Raw genomic sequence first — 15331 nt, 5'->3', positions numbered from 1 at the left:
AAGTCCGTTTGTGGCGGGAACAACTATCTTCAATTAGGGTTAATAAAACGCTAGCAGTAAAATCTGACAAATAAGTTAAGGCTAATTTCATTAAGCCATTAACTGTAAACGCCACCAATCACTTTCACTTACTGCTGAAGCTTGCTCATCATTAACTAACAACGCCAAATCCCAGTCCCCTATTACAACAAGCCCATTCTCATTCCTTGTTTCAATCAATGAATCTCGGCCATCATGCTCTGCGTATGTGTATGCAAGCTCTATTAACTCTTTTGCTTGTTGTCTATGTAAATCGGTTACATACCAGCTACCCGATTTTTGGGCGAGAGTTTTCGCTCGATATTCAATAGCGAGTCGTTTTTCATGTTTTTGTTGGTCTGTTTCGTCCAGAACCTGCAACTGGCCATCCCTTATTTGGTAAATTTGCTCGTTTCGCCTGATCCTTTTACCTGAAATTAGATCCTTTTTAACCTGCTCGATCTCTTTTTTGTCATAACCCACCATATCAAGTAACAACTCGTCCCTAGAGCCCGTGGCTATGGGCGTACAGTTATTACCACTAGTCCAAGATAGGTCGGCTGCGCCGACGTTGGTGTTGTCCTTAGCTGCGGTTTTCTCTGCTGTACCTTTGAGCTGTCTGGTCCACTCGACTAACCTAGTTATCAACTGGTTATTGTTTAAAGTGCGGTAAACCCCTTTGATACGCTTCACCAATTCAGCGTAATCATTACCTTGTGGGGTTTCTTCGTAATGAGTTTTAAAGTTTGCATCGCGGCCAATACACATACCACCTTGCAGCTTTACGTATTCTTTCCAGTTTGCTGCATCTGCTGCTTGGCGTATTGGCTCAAACTCGTCATCATCAAGTGCTTTACGCATACGGCGTAGCTCACGATAAACCGTAACACTAGGTGAACCTTGAAACTGAAACTGTCGGATATTCCACGTACTTGCCCAAGCTAAAACAGGATTAACCTGGCTTGTTAAGTTTTCACCCGTTTCAGCGTCTTCATGATCAGTGACACCATAACCATCAATGTTTTTACTGATGTACTTAGCAATATAGCTTGCAGCACTACCCTTGTTTTTATCCATGATCACAGCATCAAAACGCGGGGAAAAAGTGCGATAAAACTTGCTTGGCTCTTTGGCCTTTTTGCCTTGGCTTTTTTTAAAGCCCCACTCTTGGCGCTTTTGCTTATAAATCTTAAATAAACGGGCTTTCTCTGTGTTAGCACGGTAAGGAACACAAGCCTCAATAAGTTTTAAGTGAGTGCCTTCTTTATCTACATTCACCCATTTATTAAATACTTTAACTCGGGTTAACTCAGGGCCGTAACGGTCATAAAGCTCGGTTTTATCCTCTTGAATAAAGTACCAACGTAAAATCGCATTGATTTCTTGAACTTTGTTTTTAGGCATGAAAAGCATCATGTGCCAATGCGGGCAACCATCTGCATGGGGTTCAACTACACGTACACCAAAGTATTTAAGGTCACGGCGGTTTAATTTAGAACGGGCTCTTGCCCAAGTGCGAGTTAAATAGCTTTGTGCATCTTTGGGAGTTGTGCCCTGCCACAGGGCTGAATTTGCATGGTACTTTGCAGGGCACGTAATTGTATAAAATACGCCTACATAACCCATTTCGTCAGCAAGCTCTTCAGTCTCACGAATACGCAACATTAACTCATTACGTCGGTTCGCTGGATTTGCCATCCCACTTTTAACCGCTTCTATTAAGTCAATGACATCGCCGTCGCTACTTTGCAGCTCCATCATTTCAAGGAACTGACGCCCGCTTGCTTGCGCAAAGCTAAATTCACGTTGCGCTTGCTTAGATGAGTACGGGCTAATACCACGGCGTTTAAACTTGTTGTTTTTCTTGTCGTGGTATAGGTCTTTACCCACCTGCCCTGTGGCTATTTCTAATAACTCTATAAATTGTCGACGTAGGGTTTTTAACTGGCGAGTCCACCATTTATCACACTGCATCTTAAGTAAGGCAATTTCAAAGCATTCACTCGGTAAGTCATCATCACGCATCGCGTAAAATGGCACGTTTACGCCAATAGCTTTTGCATGATCTGCTACGGCTTCATAGGTAAATCTAAGTACTTGCTCATAATCCATTGCTTGATGTTCTTCGCTTACATCAAGTGCTATTTGCACACACTCAATTGCCAAATCACCCGCATGTTTTTTTGTTTTCTCAACACTACTTAAAATATGCCATGGCAATGGCATATTTTGAGTAATACTGAACAACACGCCAAAGCGTGGTTTTAAACGGTTTATAGTGCGGCGCAACCATGTATTAGCCCGGTATTCACTCCCCGCCTTTTTTTGGTTGTATCGGTCCATGTACTTGCGGGCTATCCGGCTTTGTAGTGGCACAGGCACATTTTGTAAGCCACGAGCCAAATAGTTGTGGTTGTCGATATCGCTAATAGAGGAAATTAAACCCTTAGCTATACTCGATAGTCTAAGGGTTTCTAAATCAAGAGGGTGGTTTGTTAGCATTGCTATGCAAACTCAATCAAGCTTAGATCGTCATGAACTTGAACCGCCTCTAGTACGCTCGCCATTTTGTCGTAAACATGTGCATACTCAGGGTAGTCATCAACAATCAACTTAATCACTGGCATAAAGTCAGTAAGGCAGTTTTCGCATTCCATCAACATAGCAAACGTTGGACGCTTACCTAAGTTCCTAACTGTAAAATTAACTTGGTCAATGGCATGTAATACGATGTTGTCTACTAAACGCTGATTTTTAGATAGATCTCGGTCTTTGATAGTGGTCATTTTTAGTCGTCCTTTGGGGTTTTGATCGTTGTTATTTCACAACGCCAAGAGTGGAAAAGATTGATTTAAATTCTTCGGCTCGGTGGCCTAGGTAGGTTATGAAGCAGCCCTTTGTTGCGCCTTTCTTTACATTGCCTTGCGGGTCTTTAAAGTGAGTTCGGCCATCAATAAAGCAGCTAACACCCGCATTTAATAACTTTTGGCACCATGCTTCTGAGCTATTAACAAAGGTGATATTCATCGCTTCTTTAAAGTTGCCTAAAGCAAACTGATTTAAGTAGTAATCAACCCAATCACCATTGCTTGCAATATCTTCGGTAATACAATGACCTCGGTATTTATGATAAGTAGGGTCATTGCATATTTTTTTAACACACTTAGGCTTGCAAGCTAGCTCACCTTTATTGAATGGGTGGTTAAGCCAAACAGTGTCAGCAATCCAGTCTAGAGTTAAAGCATCATCCTCTTTGGTAAAGTAACGCTTTGCCTTAACTGATTGATTAGCAATTTCATTACTCGCAGGGTCTAAATCAATTACTGGAAACATCAAGTGAACACGTTCTAACACTTCATCCGGTGTGTAATATTCAACATTACCGCTATCTTGGTTGATTAGCTGATCTGGCGTCATGATCAATCCTTAATGTGTTTGAGTGTTAGATTGTTGCTCAGCAACCAAGTGCGGAACTACATCAAACTTAGGCTGAGTGCGTTCAAACTTTTCAGGCATCAACACATTTGCATCATCAAACGTGGCAACAATACTTTGTAAATTCAAAATAGCTTTATGTACGGCTTTGCGTTCTTGAAAATCGAACTTGTAAAAACTCATTTTTACGTGACGTTGTTTAAGCCCTGCAGCAAAACAAATAATTTTTCGCTGTTGTTCTGTCAAAACTGCATCAAATAGGTAACCAGGTGTACGCTTTGTATCACCCATCAATGCTTTAATTTCAGTAAGGCCTTTTGGTAATTTTCGCCCTTCAACAACTTCAAGTTGAACTGCATTTTTTTCATCACTCTGTGCTAAAGAATTTGCCATGATCAATGCTCCTAGCTGTTTACGTTTTGTTGGTACTGGTTTCTAAACTTCACTAAATCTTGAACACGGTAGTAGTTTGATTTTCCGAACTGGACTGGCAGCGGGAACCCTTCAACTTTTGATAATTCCCAAAACTTTTTACGGCCACAACCAAGCAACTGCATAGCTTCTTTTGAGTCGACTAGCTTTTCATCTAGCTCTTTTACTTGTTCACGCAATGCTAAGTTCTCTTGAAGCAAAGCAAACAACATAGCCTTTGCATCTGGATGAACGTTTAAATTCACTATTTCTTGTTCAGTATTCATGCGGCACTCTCCTTGTTGCATTTTTGGTGATCGGCTAATAAATCGTTTACCGATACTTCGCCGTTTGTTAATTCAGAAATACGTGGAATGTATTTAGCTGGGGCTTGGCCATGACGGTGCACCCAATGAAATACAACTGATTGCTTTGTTCCTAAAATTTTTGCAAGTTTTGTCTGCCCACCAATTAGCTTTATAGCTTTTTCAATTGCTGACATTCTCATCTCCTTCAATGGCTAACCACTTTAGGTATATATTAAGATCTCCTTTAGTGGTTTGTAAACCACTATTTGTTGTATTTAAGAATTTATAACCAATAATAGATATTTGACCTGAACCACTTTAAGTTGTGATAATCTTCCGAACAACTAATTAAAGTGTTTATATTTAACAACTTTTGGAGATGATATGGATATTGCTAATCGTGTGAAAAAGCTAAGGAAAGCTTTAGATCTTACTCAATATCAATTAGCCGAACTCGTTGGTGTAGCGCAAAATTCTATTCAAAAACTAGAAAAGGGTGAAACCAAGAACCCTAGAAATATAGAGTCGCTTGCTAGAGCACTAAAATGTACCCCTGAGTACCTTCAATTTGGAATAGGTGAACTAGATAATGCAACATCAACACCTATTGCTAAACACCAACTTCCGCTAATAAGTTGGGTTCAAGCTGGTGCTTGGTCAGACATTTCTGAAGTTAGCCCTGTGGATGCTGAAAGATTCCTTTGCCCTGTTAATTGTAGTGAACAGTCATTTGTTCTAAAGGTTCAAGGAATAAGCATGGAACCTAAGTTTAATGATGGCGACCTAATCTTTGTTGACCCCGAAGCCGAATGCATCCACGGTTCGTATGTTGTAGCTCGTTTAGATGACGACAACCAAGCTACTTTCAAACAGCTGATCATTGAAGGCAATCAAAAGTTCCTAAAAGCCGCCAACCCCAACTGGCCTGAGCAACTCATACCGATCAATGGTAATTGTACGTTAGTAGGTAAAGTGATTTTTACAGGTAAGTCTCTGTAACTTCGAAATATAAAATTAAAGGACTAATACATGCTGTTCAAAGGTAAAGTTAATACTCTTTCTAAATTCCTAGACTTCTACTGGACAATTGATCCAAAGAGTTTTAATGACAAGTTCAGTTTAAACAATGGAAAAGAAGGTTATTATTTTCAATTATTTAGAGATTCTGTAGATATAATAAAAGATATTAGGGATACCCCTGATATCTGGGATAATTTTAGCATTTTGTATGGGGAAAAATTTAAAACAGAATTACTATCCTTAATAAGTAAGTTTTATGCTTCAATCCCTAATGACGATATACATGCGGCTGAAATTGAAAGACTGTATTTGGGGTGTGCTAAATTATTTTATGAGCTTGATTTTCGTAATAGTATAAAAACAACTTCAAGTGATCTCCTAAATGATGAATACGCAGTAACCAACTTAAAAAAAAGAACTTCCGATTATTTAGCAAGCCAGACATTCAGTTCATCATTTAACTCTGAGCTAACTCAAATAACCTACTTTTTATCATATGAAATTATGAAACACTTATACAACTCTGAAGAGATTTCTTTATTTTCTTCGATAGATGATAAAGTTGTAAAAGTTGAAAGATGTATAAATAGTGCGATAGATTTCAACAGAGAAGTAGATGAAAAAATATCTGACTTTGATAAAAAGTTAGATGCTCGGCAAACTAAGGTTGATAAATTAGAGGAGACTCTAAAAAAACAACAGTCACGGCTTAATTTTGCTGGCCTATCTGAAGGTTTTCATCACTTATTAATACAAAAAAGTAGTGAAGCAGAATCTCTATATAGATGGTTAGTATCCATGGGTATCATAATGGTAATCCCACTCATATGTATTATTTTTGGTTGGCTTCCAGATTCAATACTGAAAGAAAATACCTCACTCAATTATTTGATTAAAATAGTACCCTTTATTTCTTTAGAAATAATACTGATCTATTTTTTTAGAGTAATTCTACAAAATTACAAATCTGTTAAAGCTCAGGTTTTACAAATAGAGTTAAGACGCACTCTTTGCCAATTTATTGAAAGTTATACAGATTACTCGAATGATGTTAAAGGGGATAAAGAAACGAATCCATTAGAGAAATTCGAGAACTTAATTTTTAGTGGGATTATCAGCGACTCTGAGAATCTACCAAGTACTTTTGATGGTATGGACCAAATAACTAAATTGCTTACTTCACTTAAAGGGAAATAAAAAATGAAATGGATGATAATACTAATTTGTTGTTTAGCGGTAGCAGCAGGAATATCTGCCTTTTTGTTTTATATAGATAACTTCGGCATTGGCTTTGCTCAAACTATTGGTGATTGGGGTGCCGTTGGCGACTTTTTCGGGGGCGTTCTAAACCCTATATTTGCATTCCTTAGTTTAATTTTAATTGCTCATACGTTGATGCAAAATAAGAAAGCTCTAGAACAAAGTGAACAAGCAATACAACAAGGAACAGAAGCTATAGAGCAAAATGAAAGGGCTTTACAAGTCAGCAATCAGGAACTAGCTCTTACTCGCAATGAACTTGCCAACTCAGCAACCGCGTTAGAAGAACAAGCAAAATTACTTGCTGTGCAGAGCTTTGAAACCACTTTTTTCAATATGCTAGAGCTACATGGTCGTCTTCTAGATAAGTTTAATTACAACCATATTGATTCACACGATGAAATAAGTCAGAAACTAAATATCCCTTACTTTGAAGTTTTTAGTACTAGTAAGCTTCCAGGCATAGACAGTTTAAATAGATTAATATCAGCGATACAAGATGCTCACCAAGGCGTTGGTGATAAGTCATCGATCGTAAATGTTTTCAACGCGTTTTATCTATACGAAAACAGAGTATTTGGCAGCTATTTTAGAAACCTTTATCAAATACTAAAACTAATAAAAACAAGTATCACGACATATCAAGAACAAAAAAAATACAGTAATATTTTGAGAGCTCAACTATCAAACCAAGAGCTCACACTTCTGCTTTTAAACTGTTTATGCTCTGAAATTGACAATGGTCAATTCAGAAAGTTAGTTCTTCATTTCGAGCTACTAGAGCATCTAGACATAACTTACAAAAAAGATAAAGATCACATCACTACCTTCACAATCAATAACCCAACATTACTACTAACTAGCAGTGAAATTGATCAGTACTTATCCCTCGATTCAAATGGCAGACTCATACGCTCTGCTTTTGGGCTAAACTATCAGATACTTAAATATAATAAGTTTAGAAACATGGTTGATCAGTAACATTAAAAAGCCCGCGTTTAGCGGGCTTTTTTCTAGTAATTTAATGATCTTGTTAATTTAGTAAATCTATCTATACCTTCACCTGTAATCAATAGCTGCAAGAACATCATTTGATCACATTGATAACGCTGCTTGAAAAAGTATTGATTGTTAACGTGTTCGAACAGGTCAAAAACAACACTTCCGAGAAACATTTCATCCTTTTCTCTATCCCAACCCATCTGTTCGCCATATTGAACTTGGATTGTGCTGATACCATTTTTCGAAGGGAACGTATCACCCATTTTAAACTTCAGGATTGGCCCTTGTGTCCATACCATGTATGGTTTTTTATCTTTCACTCTTTGTTCATACTTTATATCAAGTGCATCTCTGAATGTGTAAGGAACTTGATAAAACCAACTATCATTATTGAATGACCCCTCATTAAGGGCCGAATTAAAATAAACACTAGGATACTCTGCTAACTCTCGTTTAATTTTACTTTTACTATCTGTTGGCCACATCAGTTTTAGATACTTTAAAGTTGCGCATTCTGTAAATTTAAATTGAACACTGGAATCGCCTAATAGCTCTTTACCCCATTCAAAGAACTTTGCAGTTGCTTTGTTTAAAGAACCGAAGGAGGTTGTTGTTTTGTTTTTACACGACACCAGCCAAGGTTTTACTCTTTTTATTTCAATATCTTCAAATTCATCTGTAGTCTCATTTAAAACAAGTTCAGTACGATATTCTTCATAGAATAAAGCTAAATCTACAGATTTCTTGGGTTTACCATTTTTAAAACGAGGGTAAATATATAGTGATTTATTATCTTCGTTTAATTCAACAAGCCATAACTTGTCATCAAAGTGGGGTTGAATTGCGTTTGATACATCTAATAAAGTTTGCTCTGGCTCAATCACTAATTTTGAATGTGTGTTTGGTGATCTCTTTTCTGTTAACTCACCATCACTAGTTATTACTTGGATTTTATCAATAACAAACGTTTTGAAGGCATCACTTTTGTAGCATTTAGCCCTTAGCTTATTGCCTTTAATGCTAATAGGACCTAACTGTCTTGGCTGACCGCTCATACTACCGCCATGATAAATGACGTTTATTTTTTGTTTCGCTTCAATTGCATCTAAGATTAGTCGTTCCGCTTCCATGATCATCCCTTTCCATTGAAAACCCTAGATTAAGGTACTGTTCATTTTATAACAAGCTGGGGATTTATACAGTCGAAGAAAATAAGAATACTGTATAAAAACACAGTAAACGACTATAATCTCAAGAATAGATTGTAACGAGTACCTATTATGATTATCGAAAATGTAAATGTTGGACCTAAATTTAAAGAACTTCCTAAAACCTTAGATATGAGCTTTTTGAAGGACTCAACTTTTATCGGCCGTGCAAGTGGCCGAAGTATGGAAGGTGTGGGGATCTTTGATGGTGATTTGTTAATTATTGATAGGTCCAAAGATGTTCAGCAGAACGATGTAATCGTTGCATGCTTGAATGGTCAGTTTGTTTGTAAGATAGCCGACTTAACTAATAACCTTTTGCTATCTGCAAACCCAGCTAATAAGCCATACAAATTAACTGGGTTTGACCAATACAATGTCGAAGGTGTAGTTACACAATCAATCAGAATGCACAGAACTACTAGTGTTTTAGAGTTTGGGTGTTAAGATTTAATTTTAGTTCAGTGTTAATCCACACTAACAAAAAAGCCCGCTAATTGCGGGCTTACTCTAAGCAAGATCTTATAGACCTGTTAACTATATTGGCAATACACCTTGGAGTAATCATTTAAATAAATATTATTTTCATAATAATGTTAAAATCACTCCTGAGATCTAATGAAATATATTTTAAATTATAAATAACCTATCCTAAAACTATTTTATAAACATTCTTGATTATTTTAGTATAAGAAGAGTCTCCTTCTAACTCTTCTTTATTTATTAAACTCGTTTTTATATATTCCTTGAACTCTTTATTTAACTTGAAATAATTTCCATTATCAACTTCAATATAACCCAAATTTTGTAATAGTGATGATTGAGTGAACATTGCTCCTCGAAAAAAAGCAATATCTAAGTTCATAGGTGTCTCATGTAAGAGTTCATTTATTTCTTCCATACTTCTATAGCTGTGAGAGGATTGATTTTCCTCTAAGTAAACTAACATCAAGTAACACAATGTATCTAGTGGGCTTCTATCATTAAATAATTGCTCTAACTCTGACAAAGGAGTAATAGAATTCATTATTGGTTTATGTTCAACCTTGGAGAAAGCTAACATTGAAGATTGAATATCCGCTAAATGTTTCTCCGAAACCTGCTTATCACTCTTATAAGTTCCGATAAAGCTAGTTAGTTCTTTAGATATGACTTGTATTTTTTCTAATGATTTTGCTTCAATCTCAACACTCTCAATCAATCCTCCAAGTGTTTTTATTTGCTCAGCTAACTCATCACTTTTACCTTTTTGTGAAATTGATTCTCCATAAGTATAACCAATAGCCAAAACAGCCAAAATTATCGAGACCAATGTACCCGCAAAAGATACATAAGAAAGGGCAGAAGAACTCTGCGAATTTTCAAAAACCGCATACCAAAAAAAGGCTTGAACGATGCTTAATAATACTATTAGTGTGATCCATTCTCTCTTAGTAAATGGTTTTTTTTGTTCTTTTGTCATTGAGGAAATCCCGCTTAAACTCTTTAAATTATTTTTATCTTTGGCTATGTTATCTTGAACCTAAGCCCTTTGCATAATCGGTTTGTAATAATTCTATTACTCTTCTGGAGGATAAGATCTTCCTTATTTTTTATTTAATCTCTTTATTTTCCAACTTAAACAAATATAGTCTAAGTTTTCATATAAGAATGGATTTCTCTTTTTCACTTCTTTTATATAAGGCTTTAAGTGAAGGTGAACATTAAGAACTAGAGTTGATAATGAGGAAAACAAGAACTCTTCATCATAAATATTATACCTAACCCCTGCAGCCATTCTTTCTAACTCATTTAATACTGACCTGATAGCATTTGCTTCATCAGTACTCATTTCTTTTGTTGCGTATTCTGAAAGTGGTTTGTCTAGTCTATTATCTAAAAGCACAGACAAAGTCTTAAATGAGTCTTGAAATAGCTTATTTTCACTTAGTCCATGAGAGAAAGATAAAGACTTTTCAAGCCTCTTTTCCTTTTTTTGAACCTTAATACCATAAAGAGCAACTAGTGCGGCTAAGGGGATTGTAATTGGTGCAATAGCCGCAACTTTAAGTAAAAATTCGTACATTGGTACTACCTAACAAATGTGTACATAGTGATTAAACGCTCAGCAGGGTTATCAATTAAGATGTTAAACCCAGCACTTTGGTATAATGACACTAATTTAGCTACTTTTTCGCACTCAAGTATAATTACCCTACCACCAACAAGTTGATTTGCTTTATCTATCAGCGTATAGGCTTCTTCGAGAATCAGTTCCAGGTTTATTAGGTTATCGTTTATAGAGTCGTTCTTACCTAGTTGACCTATTAGGTAAGCATTTACGCGATCACTATTTTTGCAGATACCATCAAGCTTTTTGCGCAAATTTTTACTTATCGGCTTTTCATTGTCTTGATTAAGTTGAATTTCTTTTAGTGACAGTGAAAAGTAGGCTAGTATTTGCCCTTCTTCATCAAGGATTAAATAAGTTCGGGACTTAGAGGTATTTTCAAGGCGAATTGATTTGTTGGGGTCTGTTAAAAAGGACTGAACATCCGAATTTTTATTACTGCAAAAGGTAGAAAGGAGCTGATATAATTCTTCTGCATCAAACTCCTCTATTAGATCTGAGAGTGGGACAACCGTTGTCTTAATAACGCAATTCCTTTTACTCTATCTGCCTCATGGTTACGATTGTTAGTGGTAACTTTATGGGCTTTTTTGCAGTTTTCTTTGAACGCTTCGATAGCGTTTCGGTCTGTTACTACAAAGTTTTTTTCAAATGACGTAGTAGCCATAACAAGCTCCTTATTGCCGTTTTGATAACTTTTAAAATATGCATGCAAAACTTTGAATGCATTAATTTGAATGATAACTATATTGACGAAAATGTCAACAATTCTGTTTCTATCTGTTACCTTAGATCCCCACCATGTAACGCCACCTTGTAGCTCTTTACTTTAAAAATTTACCTATTAGTTCACAATAAAGCTCATAACCTTCTCTTTGCTCTTTCATCCAGTCATGTTTGTTGTAAACCGCCATAACTCCACGCATTGTATGCCCGAGCATCTTTTCTGTTACGTGTGGCGCAACACCGTGTTCGCTTAATAATGTAGATAGTGATCTACGCGCATCATGTGGTATGAATTTAGGCATGCTGTATTTTTCAAATAGCTGCTCCCAAACACGACAACAATAGCGATTAATGCTATGTGTGGTCATTGGTTTTCGTGGGTTGCTACCTGGTATTATGTAGTCGAAGTTCCCGTAAACAGTTGCAAGCCTATTCAGGATTTCTTTCATCAAGCTTGAGATTGGGCGCCTTATCGCTTTATTTGTTTTTGAGTTTTCAGGTGGTACAGTCCAAATATCATTCTCAAAGTCAAAATGCTCCCACTTAGCTAAACGAACCTCAGACTGGCGAGCGCCTGTTATAAATATAAGCTGCAAACAAGACTTGGTTGCTAATGTTGCTCTTGTAGATTCAATCTGCAACCAAAGTTTAGCTATTTCATCTAGCTGTAAAACTCGTTGGCCTACACTCGCCTGCTCACCTACATCACTTACATTTAGGTTTAAAACCGGATTAAAAGGTTTAACTAAACCACGTTTTTCAGCCCAACCTAAAATTGATTTTATACGGGTTAAAATTGTGCCGGCGGTTTTAGCGCTACCATCACGCTTTACCATATCAAAGTACTTTACCCAGTCATGAATAGTCATATTGTCGACGGGTAAGGCTCTATCGTTTAAGTAAGGAGCCACCCATTTTTTTACATGGTTTTTGTAGAGTGTTTGCGTTTTTTCTTTGAGGTCTGGCACACGAGTTAATACCCATTCATGAGCAACTTCAGCCATTGTGGGTAAGCCCTTTGCATTGTTACGCATTAGCTTTAATTCAATGCGAGGGTCTTTCTTTTGACTAAGCCAGTTTTGAAACTGTGGTATGTACGATTGCGCTTCTTTAATAGAAAGGCCAGGATAACGGCCAAGTGTAATGATCACTTGTTTGCCATCAACTCGGCAACGATATTGCCAAGTAATCGTTCCTTTTGCTGATATCCTTACACTAAGGCTATCTCTGTGCGATAATGTGCTGGGCTCTTGGTTCTTGCCTAACAAATTTCGGAGTTTGGTATCGCTTAACGGCATTTAATTTTTTATACACACTTACAAAAAAATTTATACACGATACTATACACACCTTGAGATCATTGCAAGAAACACGAAGTAACTAGAAGAACTAAAAACAAGCCCAAACGCATTGAATTTAAAGGCTTAGGATATTGCATGGCTAACAGAGAATACTACGACACACCCCCAACGATATACTGGCACGACTACGAAACATTTGGCGCAAGCCCGCAAAAAGACCGCCCGAGTCAATTTGCAGGTATTCGTACCGATCTCGATTTGAATATTATTGGTGAGCCGTTAATTGAGTATTGCAAGCCAGCTGCCGATTACTTGCCCCACCCTGAAGCGTGTTTAATAACGGGTATTACCCCACAAGTTGCGATGCAAAAAGGCTTAGTCGAAGCTGAGTTTATGGCAAAGATCCATGCTGAATTTAGCCAACCTAATACCTGTGTTGCGGGCTATAACAGCATCCGTTTTGATGATGAAGTCACACGTTACAGCTTATACCGTAACTTTTATGACCCATACGAGCGTGAATACAAAAACAATAATAGCCGCTGGGATATTATTGATTTAGTGCGTGCCTGTTATGCATTACGCCCAGAAGGCATTGAATGGCCGCTCAAAGAAGACGGTACGCCGAGCTTTAAGCTCGAGCATTTAACCGTTGCCAATGGCATTGAGCACGCTGCCGCTCACGATGCATTAAGTGATGTAACGGCAACCATAGCGTTGGCAAAATTAATAAAAGAAAAACAACCTAAGTTGTATCAGTTTTTCTTTAGCTTACGTTCTAAAAAAGCATTGGCTGATTTAGTTGATGTATTTAACATGACACCATTGGTGCACACCTCATCACGAATTCCAGCAAGCCAAGGTTGCACCAGCTGGATTGCACCAATGAGCTTTCACCCAGTCAATAAAAACGCCATTATTTGCTTTAATTTGACTGAAGATCCGCAAGTGCTATTAGATTTATCTATTGAAGAGCTACGCACCCGTCTTTACACAAAACACAGCGACCTTGGTGAAGACGAAGCACCGGTAGGCTTAAAACTCGTGCATTTAAACAAGTGCCCTATTCTTGCACCAGCAAAAACCTTGTTGCCAGAGAACGCAGCCCGATTAGGTATTGACCGCGAAAAATGCTTACAAAATCTCGCTATTTTAAAAGCCAACACAGAACTTCGCGACAAAGTGACCGAAGTGTTTAACGAGCAGCGTGATTATGGCGAAACCACTAACCCTGATTATCAACTTTATGATGGTTTTACCAGCCACGCAGATAAAGCAAAATTTGCTATTGTTCGAGATGCAAGCCCTGAGCAATTAGCCTCAATGCAGCTTGATTTTGATGATAAAAAGTTTGCTACCTTGTTATTTAGATACCGCGCTCGAAACTGGCCACACACACTAAGCCAAGATGAATTAGCAAAATGGCGCCAGTATTGCCAAAATAAGCTAATGCACGGTGAAGATAGCCCGTCGATCAGTGGCCAAGATTTCATGATCACCTTAGAAAATCTAGCGCATGAAAATGATGATAACGAGAAAAATCTGCATATATTAAAAGCGTTGTACAATTACGCACAAAGCATGTAATAAAAAACGCGACAATCGACAATCGACAATCATTGTCGCGTTTTTTATGAATATTACTTTTTATGTAATGCTTCGATACGCGCTAATAAACTAGATGTGTCGTAGCGGCCGCCGCCTAAAGCTTGCACATCGGCGTAATATTGATCAACTGTTGCCGTCATCGGCAAAGTTGCGCCGTTTGCCTTTGCCTCATCCAAAGCGATGCCTAAATCTTTACGCATCCAATCAACAGCAAAACCAAATTCGTATTCACCAGCCCACATTGTTTTGTAGCGGTTTTCCATCTGCCATGAGCCAGCTGCACCTTTAGAGATGGTTTCAATTACTTTTTCACCATCAAGGCCCGCTTGTTTTGCAAAGTGTAACCCCTCAGCCAAGCCCTGCACCACACCAGCAATACAAATTTGATTTACCATTTTACAAAGTTGGCCAGAGCCTACTTCACCTAATAATTGGCTAAAACGGCTAAACGCAGCCATGACAGGTTGAACAACATTAAAATCAGCTTCGTCGCCACCAACCATCACAGTTAATACACCATTTTCTGCACCTGCTTGGCCGCCAGAAACCGGCGCATCTAAAAATGCGATGCCTTGTAATTTTGCTTGAGCGCCAACTTCACGTGCCACTTCAGCTGATGTTGTAGTGTGGTCAACTAAATAGCTGCCCTCATGCATGCTTGCTAGCACACCATTTTCACCATAAACAACTGAACGTAAATCATCATCATTGCCTACACACATGAAAACGATATCAGCCCCTTTTGCGGCTTCACTTGGCGTTTCAGAGTATTCACCTTGATATTCTGATACCCACTTTTGCGCTTTAGCCGTTGTGCGGTTGTAAACTGTCACACTGTGACCTGCGTTGGCAAGGTGACCCGCCATTGGGTAACCCATTACACCTAATCCGATGAAGGCGACTTTCATTGACATAAAACTGACC

The 15331-nt window shown here is 37.9% G+C and carries 18 protein-coding genes; 5 read left to right on the top strand and 13 right to left on the bottom strand.

Going from position 1 to position 15331, the window contains the following annotated elements; genetic code table 11:
- Nucleotides 1-90 precede the first annotated feature (90 nt).
- From EXT43_RS12695 to EXT43_RS12670, 6 genes are read right to left on the bottom strand one after another with little or no spacing between them, the layout of a single operon-like run.
- The gene (locus EXT43_RS12695) at nucleotides 91-2520 is read right to left on the bottom strand and encodes a replication endonuclease (RefSeq protein WP_130167126.1); all 2430 of its coding nucleotides are present in this window, start codon (nucleotides 2518-2520) and stop codon (nucleotides 91-93) included.
- Between the two features lie 2 nt (nucleotides 2521-2522).
- A complete protein-coding gene (locus tag EXT43_RS12690; protein WP_130167125.1) occupies nucleotides 2523-2804 on the bottom strand; it encodes a hypothetical protein in 282 nt (93 codons plus the stop codon).
- Between the two features lie 31 nt (nucleotides 2805-2835).
- Nucleotides 2836-3435: a DNA N-6-adenine-methyltransferase gene (locus tag EXT43_RS12685; protein WP_130167124.1), complete on the bottom strand. Its 600-nt coding sequence runs from the start codon at nucleotides 3433-3435 to the stop codon at nucleotides 2836-2838.
- A 9-nt stretch (nucleotides 3436-3444) separates the two neighbouring features.
- On the bottom strand, nucleotides 3445-3846 hold the full coding sequence (locus EXT43_RS12680) for a hypothetical protein (protein WP_130167123.1): 402 nt from the start codon (nucleotides 3844-3846) through the stop codon (nucleotides 3445-3447).
- Between the two features lie 11 nt (nucleotides 3847-3857).
- On the bottom strand, nucleotides 3858-4151 hold the full coding sequence (locus EXT43_RS12675; RefSeq protein ID WP_130167122.1) for a hypothetical protein: 294 nt from the start codon (nucleotides 4149-4151) through the stop codon (nucleotides 3858-3860).
- Nucleotides 4148-4366, bottom strand: coding sequence for a YdaS family helix-turn-helix protein (locus EXT43_RS12670; protein ID WP_130167121.1), 219 nt, complete (start codon nucleotides 4364-4366; stop codon nucleotides 4148-4150). The genes EXT43_RS12675 and EXT43_RS12670 overlap by 4 nt, the downstream gene beginning before the upstream one ends.
- Before the next feature lie 190 nt (nucleotides 4367-4556).
- Between EXT43_RS12670 and EXT43_RS12665 the strand changes: the two genes are divergently transcribed.
- From EXT43_RS12665 to EXT43_RS12655, 3 genes are read left to right on the top strand one after another with little or no spacing between them, the layout of a single operon-like run.
- Nucleotides 4557-5171, top strand: coding sequence for an XRE family transcriptional regulator (locus EXT43_RS12665; RefSeq protein ID WP_130167120.1), 615 nt, complete (start codon nucleotides 4557-4559; stop codon nucleotides 5169-5171).
- Between the two features lie 30 nt (nucleotides 5172-5201).
- Nucleotides 5202-6389, top strand: coding sequence for a hypothetical protein (locus EXT43_RS12660; RefSeq protein ID WP_130167119.1), 1188 nt, complete (start codon nucleotides 5202-5204; stop codon nucleotides 6387-6389).
- Between the two features lie 3 nt (nucleotides 6390-6392).
- Nucleotides 6393-7433: a putative phage abortive infection protein gene (locus EXT43_RS12655; protein ID WP_130167118.1), complete on the top strand. Its 1041-nt coding sequence runs from the start codon at nucleotides 6393-6395 to the stop codon at nucleotides 7431-7433.
- 32 nt (nucleotides 7434-7465) lie between these two features.
- On the opposite strand, the gene EXT43_RS12650 is transcribed toward EXT43_RS12655, so the two are convergent.
- Complete coding sequence (locus EXT43_RS12650) at nucleotides 7466-8584, bottom strand: hypothetical protein (protein ID WP_130167117.1); 1119 nt, start codon at nucleotides 8582-8584, stop codon at nucleotides 7466-7468.
- Nucleotides 8585-8734: 150 nt separating this feature from the next.
- Between EXT43_RS12650 and EXT43_RS12645 the strand changes: the two genes are divergently transcribed.
- Nucleotides 8735-9109 carry a S24 family peptidase gene (locus EXT43_RS12645; RefSeq protein WP_130167116.1) on the top strand — a complete coding sequence of 125 codons (375 nt, stop codon included), beginning with the start codon at nucleotides 8735-8737 and terminating at the stop codon, nucleotides 9107-9109.
- A gap of 199 nt (nucleotides 9110-9308) precedes the next feature.
- Here EXT43_RS12645 and EXT43_RS12640 read toward each other — a convergent pair whose 3' ends face one another.
- The 5 genes from EXT43_RS12640 to EXT43_RS12625 all read right to left on the bottom strand — a co-directional run bounded on the left by EXT43_RS12640 (nucleotide 9309) and on the right by EXT43_RS12625 (nucleotide 12796).
- Nucleotides 9309-10124: a hypothetical protein gene (locus EXT43_RS12640; protein WP_130167115.1), complete on the bottom strand. Its 816-nt coding sequence runs from the start codon at nucleotides 10122-10124 to the stop codon at nucleotides 9309-9311.
- A 123-nt stretch (nucleotides 10125-10247) separates the two neighbouring features.
- Complete coding sequence (locus tag EXT43_RS12635; protein ID WP_130167114.1) at nucleotides 10248-10727, bottom strand: DUF4760 domain-containing protein; 480 nt, start codon at nucleotides 10725-10727, stop codon at nucleotides 10248-10250.
- A gap of 5 nt (nucleotides 10728-10732) precedes the next feature.
- Complete coding sequence (locus EXT43_RS20765; RefSeq protein WP_205990962.1) at nucleotides 10733-11026, bottom strand: hypothetical protein; 294 nt, start codon at nucleotides 11024-11026, stop codon at nucleotides 10733-10735.
- A 236-nt stretch (nucleotides 11027-11262) separates the two neighbouring features.
- A complete protein-coding gene (locus tag EXT43_RS20695) occupies nucleotides 11263-11439 on the bottom strand; it encodes a hypothetical protein (RefSeq protein ID WP_165385103.1) in 177 nt (58 codons plus the stop codon).
- A gap of 157 nt (nucleotides 11440-11596) precedes the next feature.
- Nucleotides 11597-12796: a site-specific integrase gene (locus EXT43_RS12625; protein WP_130167112.1), complete on the bottom strand. Its 1200-nt coding sequence runs from the start codon at nucleotides 12794-12796 to the stop codon at nucleotides 11597-11599.
- Between the two features lie 138 nt (nucleotides 12797-12934).
- Between EXT43_RS12625 and sbcB the strand changes: the two genes are divergently transcribed.
- Nucleotides 12935-14386, top strand: coding sequence for an exodeoxyribonuclease I (sbcB, locus tag EXT43_RS12620; RefSeq protein ID WP_063528702.1), 1452 nt, complete (start codon nucleotides 12935-12937; stop codon nucleotides 14384-14386).
- Between the two features lie 53 nt (nucleotides 14387-14439).
- Here the strand turns inward: sbcB and EXT43_RS12615 are convergent, their stop codons facing one another.
- Entirely contained in the window at nucleotides 14440-15321 is an 882-nt protein-coding gene (locus tag EXT43_RS12615) for an NAD(P)-dependent oxidoreductase (RefSeq protein ID WP_130167111.1), read from the bottom strand.
- Nucleotides 15322-15331: the final 10 nt, after the last annotated feature.

The organism is Pseudoalteromonas sp. CO109Y (assembly GCF_004208935.1).
Classification (GTDB): Bacteria; Pseudomonadota; Gammaproteobacteria; order Enterobacterales; family Alteromonadaceae; genus Pseudoalteromonas; species Pseudoalteromonas shioyasakiensis.
This window is presented reverse-complemented; position numbering and strand designations above follow the sequence as displayed.